The organism is Thiocystis violascens DSM 198, from assembly GCF_000227745.2.
In the GTDB taxonomy this organism is placed as follows: Bacteria; Pseudomonadota; Gammaproteobacteria; order Chromatiales; family Chromatiaceae; genus Chromatium; species Chromatium violascens.
On record NC_018012.1, the window covers coordinates 2,786,411 to 2,800,165 of the forward strand.

Consider the following 13,755-nt stretch of genomic DNA (forward strand, 5'->3'; position numbering starts at 1 on the left):
CCGGAAATGGTTTGGTGGCGCCGTGGCCTGTGACCGGCCTTTACGGTTCGATGATGCAGTGCAGCATGTTACCGCAAAGCCCTAGCGCGCAGGCATCGCGCCGCGGGCGAGCACTGCGATAACGTTGATCCCTGTAGCGACATTCCGGGGAACCCCATGCGTGTATAGGTTGCAAAATGGGGCAACAGCCTCGCCGTGCGCCTTCCTGGTTCTCGACCTTTTCGAGCGGCTCGGCCCCGTCTCCTGAAGCCGTTCGTGGTTCGAGTGCCTCACCACGAACGGCTTCAGGAGACGGCGAACGTCAGTCCACACTGAAAATTGCAGGCATCCGCGGTTGGCGGTAGTCAATCGCCGTCCGACCGATTAGGATCGCGTGATCATTCGCAACGACGCCGAATCATACTGGACGCGCTTCAATCGTGAAGATCATCATTCTGGGCGCCGGTCAGGTCGGCGCGTCGGTGGCCGAAAGCCTGGTCTCCGAAGCCAACGAAATCACCGTCATCGACACCGACACCCGGCGCCTGCGCCAATTGCAGGATCATCTGGATCTACGTACCGTGGCCGGGAACGCGGCGTTGCCCTCGGTGCTGCGCCAGGCTGGGGCCGAGGATACCGACCTGCTGATCGCCGTCACCCAGAGCGATCAGACCAATCTCTGCGCCTGCCGCACCGCCGACACCCTCTTCAAGATCCCGACCAAGATCGCGCGGCTGCGCTCGGCCGATTACGCCCAGCATCCCGAGCTACTGGACGGCAGGAATTTCGCGGTGGACTTCAGCATCTGCCCGGAGCAGATCGTCACCGATTATCTTCTCAAGCTGATCGGATTTCCCGAGGCGCTGCAAGTGCTCGAATTCGCCGACGGCATGGTCAGTCTGGTCGCCGCGCGCGCCCTGGCGGGCGGTCCGCTGGTCGGACATCCGGTCTCCGACCTGCGCCGCCACATGCCGAGGATCGACGCCCGCATCGCCGCCATCTACCGCGGGGATCAGCCCATCGTGCCCGAGGGCGACACCCTGATCGAGGCGGGCGACGAGGTCTTTTTCCTGGCGGCAACCCGCGACATCCGTCAGGTGATGAGCGAGTTGCGCCGCCGCGACCAGCCGACGCGACGGATCATGATCGCGGGCGGCGGCAACATCGGCTCCCGGCTGGCGGGCGTCGCGCAGGAGCGCTATCAGGTCAAGGTGATCGAGGCCGATGAGGCGCGCGCCCGGGAACTCGGCGCCACCCTGACGCAGTCGCTGGTGTTGCATGGCGACGCCACGGACGAGAACCTGCTCGCCGCCGAGAATATCGAGGAAATGGACATCTTCCTTGCCCTGACCAACGACGACGAAAACAACATCCTGGCCGCGCTGCTGGCCAAGAGTCTCGGCGCGCGCCGCGTACTGGCCCTGATCAATCGGCGCGCCTACGCGGATCTGCTCCAGGCCGACCGCATCGATATCGCCCTCTCGCCGGCCCAGATCTCCATCGGCTCGCTGCTCGCGCATGTGCGCCGCGGCGACGTGGCGGCGGTGCACAGTCTGCGCCGGGGGGCGGCGGAGGCGCTGGAATTCGTGGTCCATGGCGACCTCACCACCTCCAAGGTGATCGGTCGGCGGATCCACGACCTGGACTTGCCCAAGGGGGCCAGCATCGGCGCCATCGTGCGCGGGGTCAGCCGCGACATTCCAGGCGCCAGCCTGCGTCTCGGTCAGGTGCTGATCGCCCATGGCGACACACTCATCGAGCCCGAGGATCATGTCATCCTCTTCCTGGCGAGCAAGGATCTGGTGCCCAAGGTCGAACGCTATTTCCAGGTCGGTCTGGCCTTTTTCTGATGCGCTCGCTGCTCTCGGTCGCCAATGTCCTGGGGCGCCTGCTGATGATCTTCGGCATCGCCTATCTGATGCCGATCGTCTGCGCGGTCGTGTATCGCGACGGCACCCTGCTCACCTTCGTGGTCAGTCTGGGCGCCTGCCTGATCGCCGGTGGCGCGCTCACGCTCTCGACCCGAGGGTATCAGGCGGAATTGAAGGCCCGCGATGGCTTCATCCTGGTGGCCCTGGCCTGGACGCTCACCGCCGCTATCGCCACCGTGCCGCTCATCCTGCATGAGCAACTCTCCTTCACCGATGCCTTCTTCGAGACCATGTCCGGGATGACCACGACCGGCGCCACGGTGATGGTCGGACTCGATACCGTGGCTCCCACCATCAATCTCTGGCGTCATGAACTCAACTGGCTGGGCGGCATGGGCATCATCGTACTGGCGGTCGCCATCCTGCCCATGCTCGGCGTCGGCGGCATGCAATTGTTTCGCGCCGAGGTTCCCGGACCCATCAAGGACGCCCGGCTCACCGCCCGCATCGCCGACACCGCCGCGGTGCTCTGGAGCGTGTACTTCGTCATCACGCTCGCCTGCGCACTGAGCCTGCGACTGGCTGGCATGGGCTGGTTCGATGCCATCTGTCACGCCTTCTCGGCGCTCAGCCTGGGCGGCTTTTCCACACGCGACGCCAGCGTCGGCGCCTTCGATTCGCCCCTCATCGAGGGGGTTCTGATCTTTTTCATGGTGGTGGCCGCCCTGAACTTCGCCACCCACTTTACCGTCTGGCGCGAACGCAGCTTCCGGCCCTATTGGCGCGACGCGGAGGTCAAGGGGGTGCTGTCCGTGCTGCTGGTCAGTTGTCTCGGCTGCGCAGTCTATCTCTGGCTCGGCGAGGTCTACGCCAGCTTCTGGACCGCCCTGCGCCATGTCAGTTTCAATCTGGTCTCGATCGCGACCGACTGCGGTTTCGTCAGCACGGACTATGCCCTCTGGCCAACCTTCGTCCCCTTCTGGATGCTCTTTCTGTCCGCGCTCACCGCCAGCTCCGGCTCGACCGGTGGCGGCATCAAGATGATCCGCACCCTGATCTTGGTGCGCCAAAGCTCGCGCGAACTGACCCGGCTGCTGCATCCAGCGCTCGCGGCCCCAGTCACGGTCGGCGGGATGGCCGTTCCCAACCGCGTGGTCGTGGCCATCCTGGGGTTCATCTTTCTCTATTTCATGAGCATCGTGGCCATGACCTTCCTGCTCATCTTCGGCGGGCTCGATTTCATCTCGGCCTTCAGCGCGGTCATCGCCTGCATCAACAACATGGGCCCCGGACTCGGACAGGTCGGACCCGCGGCCAACTATGCCGGCCTGACCGACTACGATCTCTGGGTGTTGAGCTTTACCATGCTGCTCGGCCGGCTGGAGGTCTTCTCGCTGCTGATCCTCTTGACGCCGATGTTCTGGCGGAAATAGCCTGAGGGCCTTTGAAGACTTGCTAAACCGCGTCCAGCGCGACATGCGTAATTTTCAGTTTGTGTGTGGCTCTGGGGATTTCACCAGCCTCACGAGAGACGCGGTTTAAAATTTTATCTTTTTTAATATCTTAAACCGCGTCCGCTCCGACTATCGTCGATGCGGCCAAGGTTACTCCAATCCAAAACATCGCATACCGCACTGGACGCGGTTTACAAGATCACCAGGTTGTCGCGGTGGATCAATTCCTGATCGTCCAGGTAGCCCAAAATCGCCTCGAAACGGGCCGACGATTGCCCCTTGATGCGGTCCGCCTCCACGGCGTCATAATTGATCAGACCGCGCGCGATCTCCTTCCCGGTCTCGTCGACACAGGACACGACCTCGCCGCGATTGAATTTCCCCCGTACCTCCCGAACCCCAACCGCAAGCAGGCTGGTGCCTTTTTCGCGCAAGGCATTGACCGCGCCGGCATCCAGGATGAGTCGCCCGCGCGATTGCAAATGGCCGGCGAGCCACTGCTTGCGCGCGGCCTGCGGCCCCTGGAACGGGATCAGCAGGGTGCCCGCTGGCTCGCCGCGACCGATGCGGGTCAGCACCTCGACACCGCGTCCGGGGGCGATGACGGTCGGCGTGCCGGAGCGCGCCGCCAGCCGCGCCGCGCGCACCTTGGTCACCATGCCACCGGTTCCGAGTCCGGTCACGCTGCCGCCGGCGACCTCGTCCAGCAGTGGGTCGTCGACCCAGGTCTCGGCGATCAGGCGTGCATCGGGGTTGAAACGGGGATCCCGATCAAAGAGCCCATCCTGGTCGGTAAGCAGGATCAGCAGATCGGCCTCGATCAGATTGGCGACCAGCGCGGCGAGGGTGTCGTTGTCGCCGAAACGGAGTTCGTCGGTCGCGACCGTGTCGTTTTCGTTGATGACCGGGATCACGCCGAGCTTGAGCAGGGTGCGCAGGGTGCTGCGGGCATTGAGATAGCGGACACGATCAGCGAGATCGTCGCGCGTCAGGAGCACTTGGGCGGTGTGCAGTCCACGGGCCTGAAAACAAGCCTCATAGGCGCGCACCAATCCCATCTGGCCGACGGCGGCCGCGGCCTGGAGTTCGTGTAGCGCCTTGGGGCGTTGTCGCCAACCCATCCGGGCCATGCCTTCCGCCACCGCGCCGGAGGACACCAGCACGACCTCGCCGCCCGCCAGGCGACGCGCCGCCATCTGTTCGACCCAAGGCACGAGCATCTCGCGCTCCAGGCCGTGACCGTCCTGCGTCAGCAGCGCACTGCCGATTTTGACGACCCAGCGGCGGGTGTTGGACAGGGTTTCGCGGGTAATCATGGCGAGAGCAACCGAGAATCAATCGAGCGGATGCCACTCGCCCGCGTCGGGCGTAGCCGGCATGTCCCATTCGGAGGCAGCGGGATCCGTCCGCGCCAGATCCGCGCCAAGACTGGCGTCGGGATCGACCTTCAGTTGCTCGAGACGACTCATCAGATCGTTGACAAGCTCGGCCGTGCCTTGACCGGTCAGCGCGGAGATCCCATGGACCGGTCCCCGCCAATCGAGATCCGCCAACAGTTGCGCCTGACGCTCCCGATAGTCATCCTCATCGAGCAGATCGATCTTGTTCAGAACCAGCCAGCGTTCCTTCTCCGTGAGATCGCCACCGAAGGCAGCCAACTCGGCCTCGATCTTGCGTACCTGCCCGGCGGGATCCTCCTGATCGCCCAGCGGCGCGATGTCCACCAGATGCAGCAGCAGGCGGGTGCGCGCGAGATGTTTCAGGAAATGAATCCCCAGACCGGCGCCCTCGGCGGCGCCCTCGATCACGCCGGGGATGTCGGCGACCACGAAACTGCGATTTTGCCCGACCCGCACCACGCCCAGATTGGGATAGAGCGTCGTGAAGGGATAGTCGGCGACCTTGGGGCGCGCGCTGGAGACCTGACGGATCAGGGACGACTTGCCGGCGTTCGGAAATCCGAGCAGGCCAACATCCGCCAGCAAAATGAGTTCAAGATGGAGATCGCGGCGTTCGCCCGGCGTCCCCGGCTTGGACTGACGCGGCGCGCGGTTGGTGCTGGATTTATAGCGCGCATTGCCGATGCCATGAAAACCGCCCTGCGCGACCAGCATGCGCTGACCCGGCTCCAGCAGTTCGCCGATCAGTTCGCCGGTGTCCTGCTCGAACACCCGCGTCCCGACCGGCACCGGGACGACGAGATCCTCGCCGCCGCGCCCGGTCATGTCCTTGCTCATGCCGTTCTGCCCGCGCTCGGCACGATGCGTGCGCTGATAGCGGAAATCCACCAGGGTGTTGATGTTGTTGTCGGCGAGCAGATAGACGCTTCCGCCATCGCCCCCGTCGCCGCCATTGGGACCGCCGAAGGGGATGTATTTTTCGCGGCGAAAGCTCACGCAGCCGTTGCCGCCATCGCCGGCCTCGACCCGTATGAATGCCTCGTCGACGAACTTCATGAGCTTGATCCGACCCGGTGGTTTATAAAACGCGCAAATGAAAAAGCCCCGTCCCAGGGACGAGGCTCACCGCTTGACGCCCATGACAGGCGAACGCCGCTCCCAACGGGGAAATCAGGCGCTCTCGACAGTGACGAACTTACGGTTTTTCGGCCCCTGCACCACGAATTTCACGACACCGTCGCGCAGCGCGAACAAGGTGTGATCCCGACCGCAACCGACGTTGACGCCATTGTGAAACTTGGTGCCACGCTGGCGGATGATGATGCTGCCTGCCGTGACGGTTTGACCGCCAAACACCTTGACGCCTAAGCGTTTGGATTCGGAATCGCGACCGTTGCGTGAACTGCCGCCTGCTTTTTTATGTGCCATCGGAGCCTACTCCTCAACCGGCGCTGATGCTGACGATCTTGAGCGCAGTAAACCATTGACGATGGCCCTGGCGCTTCAGATAGTGCTTGCGACGGCGAAATTTAACGATCTTGACCTTTTTCGCTCGCCCGTGACTTTCGACCGTCGCGGTTACCCTGACACCGTCGAGATAGGGCTTGCCGACCTTGACGTCATCGCCATCGGCGACCATCAGAACCTGGTCGATGTCGATGCTCGCGCCAGCCTCGGCAAGGAGCTTCTCCACTTTAACCGTATCACCTTCGGAAACCCGGTATTGTTTACCGCCGGTTTGAATGACCGCGTACATGTCTGAAAATCCCCAGGACTGTTCGGAATTGTCGACGCCCGGCGCCGGAACAAAGAAGCGGAAGCATAACCGAAGAGGCACTACGCGTCAATCGTTTAGATCGACGAAACGACTCGACTTCACCCGGGCGGACCGCAATTCGGAAACCGCCACGGTAGAGTTCCTCGATCGGCAGTCGACCGGGACAACCGAATTGGCGTAACCTTGGCTTCATCGACATGAAATCCAAATATAACCCTGAGCAGGCAGCTTGACAGTCGCCCGCGCCGCACCTAGGATCGGCCGCCATCATCGACAGACCCCAGATACCCATGGATCTCTCCACGATTCGACACCCTGTCGCCGAGGACTCGAAGGCCGTGGACGCCTTGATCCTGCGCCGACTCCAGTCTGATGTTGTCCTGATCAACCAGATCGGTCACTACATCGTCAACAGCGGCGGCAAGCGTCTGCGCCCGCTGTGCGTGCTGCTCGCCGCGCGCGCCTGCGGCTACGAGGGAGAGCGTCACATCGATCTTGCCGCCGTCGTCGAATTCATTCACACCTCCACCCTGCTGCACGACGATGTCGTCGACGGCTCCGAACTGCGCCGCAATCGCGAGACCGCCAACGTCGTCTGGGGCAATGACGCCAGCGTGCTGGTGGGCGATTTCCTCTACTCGCGCGCCTTTGAAATGATGGTCGACGTCGGCAGCATGCGCGTGATGGAAGTGCTGGCGCACGCGACCAACCGCATCGCCGAGGGCGAGGTGCTGCAACTGCTCAACGAGCGCGACCCGGACACCGACGAGGCGCGTTACATGGAAGTCATCACCCGCAAGACCGCCACCCTGTTCGAGGCGGGGGTTCGGCTCGGCGCCGTGCTGGCCGGCTCGTCGTCCGTGATCGAGAAGGCCGCCGCCGACTATGGCCTGAGCCTCGGGATCGCCTTCCAGTTGATCGACGACGCGCTCGATTACAGCGTCGACAATGCCGAACTGGGAAAAAATGTGGGCGACGACCTGGACGAAGGCAAGCCCACGCTGCCCGTGATCCGGGCCATGGCTGTCGGCACCCCGGAGCAGCGCGCGCTGCTGCGTGACGCCATCGAAAACGGCGGACGCGACCGGATCGATGTCGTGGTCGAGGCGATTGCGTCGACCGATGCGATCGCCTACACTACCCAGCTTGCAAAAACCTACGTGACGCGGGCAAGGGATGCGCTCGAAGCCCTGCCCGCTTCCGCGGCAACCGAGGCTCTCGCCATGATGGCGGATTTTGCGGTCAGTCGCACGCATTGACGATTTACCCGTTTTCGGGGTGTAGCTCAGCTTGGTAGAGCGCTGTCTTCGGGAGGCAGAAGTCGCAGGTTCGAATCCTGTCACCCCGACCAACATTCACGATTTAAATAAGCCGCTTAACAGCGGCTTTTTCATGTCGCCCAAGTCGCTTTTCTGAGGAGAGTCCGGGCAGTGACTGGCGCGAAACCGTGTGCGTGGGAATCACCCTCTCCTCCAGCGCCTGAAAGGCCGCCGGATCGCGGAAAAAGTTGGTGACGCCGATCAAGAGATCGCGAAACAGGGCGTTCAACTCGGCGGGAGTCTGCCGCAGATCGCGCCTCATTGAGTGCCTCGGTCACGAACTCTCGGTCGCGAACTGATAGCGACCGGGACTGATCTGCTTGGCTTGATACATGGCGGCATCCGCGCGCTGGATCAGCGCGTCGATGGTGTCGCCATCTTGCGGGAACAGGCTAATGCCGAGACTGGGCAGACACTGCAGTTCCAGCCCCGCAATCGGATAGGGTGGCGTCAAATCCGCGATGGCGCCGCGCGCCGCGCTCGCCACGTCCTCGCGGTCGCGGACGTTCGCCAGGACGACGATGAACTCGTCGCCGCCGAGTCGGGCGATCAGATCCTCCGCGCGGAAGGCGTCCAGCAGCCGAATCGCGAAGCCTTGCAGAAGCTGATCGCCCACCGGATGACCATAGGTATCGTTGACCGCCTTGAAGTGATCCAGATCGAAAAACAACACCGCCAACTGACCGCCCGCCCGCCGGGCGCTCGCCAGCATGTGATTGGCCAGTTGATCCAGCAAGGCGCGACTGGGCAGGCCGGTCAGTGGATCGTGTTGGGCCAGATGAATCGCACGGTCCTCGGCGGCTTTACGCCGGGTGACATCCTGATGCACCAGCAGCACCCGCTCCAGCGCGCCCTGGGCGTCCAGGGTCGCCTCCAGGCGTGCGACGAACCAGCGATAGAACCCATCCCTGCACCGCAGTCGGTATTGCATCTCGCACGGCGCGGCATGCGCCTCCACGAAGCGGTCGAGAGCATCGAGAATGCGGACCCGATCCTCCGGGTGCAGCAAGGCCGCCCAACCCTCCAGTCGATGCGGCAATTCGTCGAGTGAATAGCCGGTTTGCTGCCACCATTCAGACGGGAAAAACACCTCGTTCGTGTGCGTATCCCATTCCCAAAAGGTTAATTCGGCAATCTCCGCCACCCGCCGCAACCGCTTCTTGGTGTCCATCAGCACTTGTTCGGTGTGTTTGCGCGCGCTGATGTCGATCAGTATGAGCCGCCAGAGCGGCTGGTCGCCCTGCGTCTCCGGCGCCAGGCCGATTTCCAGAAAACCCCAGACCTGCTGCCCGGACGCCTGCCGCAGGCGCAGCTCGCAGGACTTGCGCTCGCCCGCGGCGCGGCGCTGGCGGCGACAGCGGTAATAGATGTCCTGATCCGCGGGGAGGATAAATTGCGTCAGCGGCAGCCCGACCAGGCTGCTCCGCGAGGTGCCCAGCAGGGTGGCCGCGGCGAGGTTGGTCTCCTGGATCAGCCCCGCGCCGCTAAGGGTCAGATACCCCACGGGGGCGAGGTCGTAGAGGTCGAAATAGCGGGCGCGCGACCACTCCAGCGCATCCTGGGTGTGACGCAGCTCCTCGTTCTGCATCTCCAGTTCGAGCTGATGCGCGCGCAGCTCGTGGACCAGCCGTTCGGCCGTCTCGGACATGAAGGCATCCATCCCTGGGTTCGCCTGGGTGGCGAGTCGGGTCTCGGCCCGGTGGCGCAGGTCTGGATCCGGTTCCGACACCGGAGAGGAATCATCGGGGGGTGGCATGAGGTCGCTCTCGCGTGTTGAGGTTCGGTCGAATGGGACGAATGGGAAATCCGGGGCTCGGCGCGTGAAGCCGTTCATGGTTCGACCCTTCGACGGACTCAGGACTCACCGCGAACGGATGCAATGTCACCACGCACGGATGCAGTCTGGGTAAGATCTTTTCCAAAAATCGCCTCAAATGGCAAAGCGGTTGGGCAGCAACCGGTCGCACTCTTTCTTGACCACCGCGTAACACTCGCAGCTCCGCTGCTCCAATCCCGGGCGGTCGAGGACCGTGATATGGCCCTGCGAATAGCGGATCAGGCCGGCCTCCTGCAACGTGAGCGCGGCCTCGGTGACGCTTTCACGGGGCACCCCGAGCAGGTTGGCGATCAGCTCCTGCGTCATCACCAGGTCGCTGCCCTCCAGACGATCCAGACTCAACAGCAGCCAGCGGCACAGTTGCTGGTCCAGCGAGTGGTGTCGGTTGCACGCGGCCGTTTGCACCATTTGGGTGATCAGCATCTGGGTATACCGCAGCAGCAGGTGCATCACCGGACCGGCGCGATTGAACTCGTCCATCATCATCTGAGCCTTCAACCGAACGCCCACGCCCGCGCTTTGCACCACCGCGCGGCTGGGCGTGGTCTCGCCGCCCATGAACAGCGAGACGCCGACGATGCCCTCATTGCCCACCACCGCGATCTCGGCCGAGGCGCCGTCCTCCATGACGTACAGCAGTGAGACGATGGCGGTAAGCGGAAAATACACATGATCCAGGATGCGGTCCGATTCGGAGAGCACCTCGCCCAGCGGCATCTCGACCGGCTCCAGTTGCGGTCGCCAGCGTTGCCACTCGGCCTCTGGCAGCGCGGCGAGCAGGTGGTTTTTCTTCGGGTCGAGGGCAATGGACATCAGTGAACTCCGTGGAGAGGGGATCCATGCGGGTGATCCCGGCAGCCGAGATCTGTTTGACGATAGAGCGTCGATGCTACTCCGTCTGTCTGTAAACGCACGTACGGACGACGCGGCCGGTTTCCACGCAGGGTTCAACCGCGCCCGAGCAGGCTATGTTCAAGTCATCACAGCCACTTCCAATCCCGCACCTCCGGCAAATCCTCCCCATGCTCGGCGATGTGGCGCTGGTGTTCGATGAGCTTGTCGCGAATCGCCTGCTTGGCGTAGGCGCCCCTGGGGCCAAGTCGCGACACCTGATCGATGACGTCGGCGACCACGTTGATGACCCGGATCTTCAGGTCGGGAACATGCGTGCGCAGCAAGGCAACGGCGTCCAGGGTTTCGAGCGTCGGCACGTCGCCGGCGCAGGCCATCACGACCATGGGAGGAGAGCGGATAGTTGAGCGAGGCGATCGGCCGCCGCCAGGGGATGTCATTGCACACCCTGAGTCACTTGGCGTGCTGGTTGAACATGGAGTCGATGAGATGTCGGTCTGTGCGTTACAGAACATAGGGTCAGGCCCCGACTCCCTTCGACATGCCGCAGCCCGCATAGGCGGTGAGATAGATGTAGCAGGTCCGCGCATCCTCGGCCAGATCGCGGAAACTCAAGCGGCGGCCCGGCCAGAGCGTGAAATCCGGTTCGTTCGCGCCTGGCGTCAGATCGTGCACCGCCATGCCCCAGTCCAGGAAGACACGCTGGCGCGCCGGACCCTCGATGACGATGCGCACGTCGCGGTGGCGCGGGTCGGCCTTGACCTCGTCCATCAGCGCGGACACGACCTCCCGCTGGCCTTCGAGCATCTGCATGAACAGACCGTCCTGATAGAGCAGACAGCCGGTCAGTCCAGTCGAGCGATTATAGGTATTGGATTGTTTCCGCAGGGCGTCGAGCGTCGCCCCGGACATCGGCGGCATCGCCTGACTGACATAGATGAGGAAGTAGAGTGGCGCCGCCGCGTCAGGTGCGTCGCCGCCATGACGATCACGCTCCAGGGTGTCGACAAACACCGGTTCCGCGAGCGGACGGTGAAAGTAATAGCCTTGCGCGAACTCGCAGCCGTAGGCGCGGAGTTCGCGCCGCTGGGCGTCGGTCTCGACGCCTTCCGCCACCAACTTCAGCCCGAGGGCGCGACCGAGTCCGATCACGGCGCGGATGACCGCGCGGTTCTCCGGACGCTTGTCGATGCCATCGACGAAGGCCCGGTCGATCTTCAGCACCGCGACCGGCAGGCGCGTCAATTGCGCCAGCGAGGAATAGCCGGTCCCGAAATCGTCCACCGCCACCCGCAGACCCAGCTCGGTCAAGCGGCGCAGGAGGCGCAGATTGAGTTCGACATCCGCCATCAGCGCGGTCTCGGTGATTTCCAGCACCAAACGCGCCGGATCCGCCCCCGTCTCGCGCAGGATGGCGGCAAACTCCTCGACCAGCGATTCCTTGCTCAACTGTCGCGGCGAGACATTCACCGACACATAGGGCGCCTCGCTGCCCCAGCGTCGCCGCCAGTCGGCCTCGGCCAGGCACGCCTGGCGGAAGACCCAGGCGCCGATGGGCACGATGGCGCCGGTCATCTCGGCGATCGGAACGAAGACCGCGGGCGAGATCTCGCCCTCGGACGAGTTCCAGCGCAGCAGCAGTTCCGCGCCGACGATGCGACCGCTCTCGGCGACGACGATCGGCTGAAAACGGGTCGACAGCTCGTTGCGCTCGATCGCCGTGCGCAGGCCATTGACGATGGCGAGCCGCTGCTGGTCCAGGTCGTGCTGACTTGGACTGAAGAACCGCCAGCCGTCGCCGCCTCCTTCTTTCACCGCCGACATCGCCGTTTCGGCATGGCTCAACAGATCGTCGACGCAGTGGGTATTGCCGTTACCGATGGCGAGCCCGACGCTCGCCGTCACGATCCGTTGCCGCCCGTCGCACTCCAATGGCTGACGCAACGCCTCGTTGATGCGGTCGGCCAGGACGGACAGCGTGGCCGGCTGTTCGATCTGCTCGCAGAGGATGAGAAATTCCTCATTGGCAAAACGCGCCAAGGTGTCCCCCGGCCGGATCTGCTCGGCGAGCCGCTCGGCCACTTTCTTGAGCAAACGGTCGCCGATGTCATGGCCATCCGTGTGCTTGACCAGATTGAAGCCGTCGAGATCGACGAACAGCACCACCAGGCTCAATCCATTGCGCCGCGAACGCTGTAAGGCGTTGGCGAGCCGATCGCGGATCAGTGGCAGACCGGGCAGTCCGGTGACTGGATCGTGGCTGGCGTGTCGCATCTGTGCGTCCTCCATGCTCATGCCGATCGCGTCGGTCATGGCGGCGTTTTGGGTAGTGGATTCAGGCCATTGCGCTAATGGTCCGGCGAAAGCGCGTGAGCGCGTGAGCGCGTGAGCGCGATACCGAAGAATACCGCGCCGATCATGGCAAGCAGACACCGTTTCCGCCCCGCTGGTCTGTACGTTACAGAACATAGGGTTGCGAAAGCGCAAAGTTTAAGCGAAAGGCGGCGACGCGCGTTGGCGCAACGACGGACTTGGCGATTAAAACCGGTTCTATGTTCGCTAACGCACTGAAGCGCTTCATCCTGACGGCGTAGATTCAGTCATCCCAGGTGCATTCACTGATCTCGTGCGACACCGCGCGAGCGGTGGCGCAAACCCCGACCCGGTTGCTCGGGAACCGATGCACACTGGACGGACCGACCGCAATGCAACGCCAACCGATGGCCAAGAAGAGGTAATGATGATGAATAAGCTCCTGACACTGATGCTGCTGATCGCGATCAGCGGATTGTTCGGCTGCAACACCATGGAGGGTGCCGGCAAGGATCTCCAGAGCGGCGGCGATGCCTTGAGCGAGACGGCAAGAGACGTCAAGAAGGATCTGTGACGCGGCGAAAAGCGCATACGCACCGCTAGCGACGCCAGGAAGCCAGCCATGACAGACGCGGTCGGCTTCCTGTTCCGCGGAGATCGTGCGTCGACACGGCAGCGGCTGGCCTGGATCGAGACCCTGCGCGTCAAGCTGCTGCTCGCCGCCCTCTTCTTCATTGCCCTTCGCGCTCTGGCCGATCGGTCCGGACTAGCTCCTGGGCGGCGCGCTGGCCGCCATCCTCTTGCTCTATCGCTTCGATGTTCACGACGACCGCGCGTTGGTGCCCGCGGCGGCGGCTCCCAGCGGGCTCGCCGTCGGCGCGCCGCACGCCCTCGCGGCCGAGGAGGTGTTGCAGACGCTGCGCACATGAGAGGGGGCAACGTGGAGCCTGTCT

Annotated in this window: 14 protein-coding genes and 1 tRNA gene; 6 read left to right on the top strand and 9 right to left on the bottom strand. The window is 63.6% G+C overall.

Annotated elements, in window-relative coordinates:
• Positions 1-419 precede the first annotated feature (419 nt).
• Complete coding sequence (trkA, locus tag THIVI_RS12315) at positions 420-1,829, top strand: Trk system potassium transporter TrkA (RefSeq protein ID WP_014778922.1); 1,410 nt, start codon at positions 420-422, stop codon at positions 1,827-1,829.
• Positions 1,829-3,283, top strand: coding sequence for a TrkH family potassium uptake protein (locus tag THIVI_RS12320; protein WP_014778923.1), 1,455 nt, complete (start codon positions 1,829-1,831; stop codon positions 3,281-3,283). The genes trkA and THIVI_RS12320 overlap by 1 nt, the downstream gene beginning before the upstream one ends.
• Before the next feature lie 212 nt (positions 3,284-3,495).
• On the opposite strand, the gene proB is transcribed toward THIVI_RS12320, so the two are convergent.
• From proB to rplU, 4 genes are all read right to left on the bottom strand, one after another.
• Entirely contained in the window at positions 3,496-4,620 is a 1,125-nt protein-coding gene (proB, locus tag THIVI_RS12325; protein WP_014778924.1) for a glutamate 5-kinase, read from the bottom strand.
• 18 nt (positions 4,621-4,638) lie between these two features.
• Entirely contained in the window at positions 4,639-5,760 is a 1,122-nt protein-coding gene (cgtA, locus tag THIVI_RS12330) for an Obg family GTPase CgtA (RefSeq protein WP_014778925.1), read from the bottom strand.
• A 114-nt stretch (positions 5,761-5,874) separates the two neighbouring features.
• Positions 5,875-6,132, bottom strand: a complete 258-nt coding sequence (gene rpmA, locus THIVI_RS12335) for a 50S ribosomal protein L27 (RefSeq protein ID WP_014778926.1) — start codon at positions 6,130-6,132, stop codon at positions 5,875-5,877.
• Positions 6,133-6,145: 13 nt separating this feature from the next.
• Positions 6,146-6,460 carry a 50S ribosomal protein L21 gene (gene rplU / locus THIVI_RS12340; protein ID WP_014778927.1) on the bottom strand — a complete coding sequence of 105 codons (315 nt, stop codon included), beginning with the start codon at positions 6,458-6,460 and terminating at the stop codon, positions 6,146-6,148.
• Between the two features lie 311 nt (positions 6,461-6,771).
• On the opposite strand from rplU, the gene THIVI_RS12345 reads away from it, so the two are divergent.
• Both THIVI_RS12345 and THIVI_RS12350 read left to right on the top strand, forming a co-directional pair.
• Positions 6,772-7,740 (top strand): polyprenyl synthetase family protein, encoded by a 969-nt coding sequence (locus THIVI_RS12345; RefSeq protein ID WP_014778928.1) that lies wholly within the window; start codon positions 6,772-6,774, stop codon positions 7,738-7,740.
• A 15-nt stretch (positions 7,741-7,755) separates the two neighbouring features.
• A tRNA-Pro gene (locus tag THIVI_RS12350) sits at positions 7,756-7,832 on the top strand.
• An 11-nt stretch (positions 7,833-7,843) separates the two neighbouring features.
• Here THIVI_RS12350 and THIVI_RS12355 read toward each other — a convergent pair.
• From THIVI_RS12355 to THIVI_RS12375, 5 genes are all read right to left on the bottom strand, one after another.
• Positions 7,844-8,029 carry a hypothetical protein gene (locus THIVI_RS12355; RefSeq protein ID WP_169315552.1) on the bottom strand — a complete coding sequence of 62 codons (186 nt, stop codon included), beginning with the start codon at positions 8,027-8,029 and terminating at the stop codon, positions 7,844-7,846.
• A gap of 45 nt (positions 8,030-8,074) precedes the next feature.
• Positions 8,075-9,556, bottom strand: a complete 1,482-nt coding sequence (locus THIVI_RS12360) for a sensor domain-containing diguanylate cyclase (RefSeq protein WP_014778929.1) — start codon at positions 9,554-9,556, stop codon at positions 8,075-8,077.
• 174 nt (positions 9,557-9,730) lie between these two features.
• Positions 9,731-10,450, bottom strand: a complete 720-nt coding sequence (locus THIVI_RS12365) for a Crp/Fnr family transcriptional regulator (RefSeq protein ID WP_014778930.1) — start codon at positions 10,448-10,450, stop codon at positions 9,731-9,733.
• 167 nt (positions 10,451-10,617) lie between these two features.
• Positions 10,618-10,875: a phosphoketolase family protein gene (locus THIVI_RS12370; RefSeq protein ID WP_041446974.1), complete on the bottom strand. Its 258-nt coding sequence runs from the start codon at positions 10,873-10,875 to the stop codon at positions 10,618-10,620.
• Between the two features lie 133 nt (positions 10,876-11,008).
• The gene (locus THIVI_RS12375) at positions 11,009-12,802 is read right to left on the bottom strand and encodes an EAL domain-containing protein (RefSeq protein WP_014778931.1); all 1,794 of its coding nucleotides are present in this window, start codon (positions 12,800-12,802) and stop codon (positions 11,009-11,011) included.
• Positions 12,803-13,232: 430 nt separating this feature from the next.
• Here THIVI_RS12375 and THIVI_RS12380 point away from each other — a divergent pair, with 430 nt between their 5' ends.
• Together THIVI_RS12380 and THIVI_RS26070 are read left to right on the top strand one after the other, a co-directional pair.
• Positions 13,233-13,376, top strand: a complete 144-nt coding sequence (locus THIVI_RS12380) for an entericidin A/B family lipoprotein (protein WP_169315572.1) — start codon at positions 13,233-13,235, stop codon at positions 13,374-13,376.
• A gap of 226 nt (positions 13,377-13,602) precedes the next feature.
• The gene (locus THIVI_RS26070) at positions 13,603-13,731 is read left to right on the top strand and encodes a hypothetical protein (RefSeq protein WP_281054888.1); all 129 of its coding nucleotides are present in this window, start codon (positions 13,603-13,605) and stop codon (positions 13,729-13,731) included.
• The last annotated feature ends 24 nt before the right edge of the window (positions 13,732-13,755 follow it).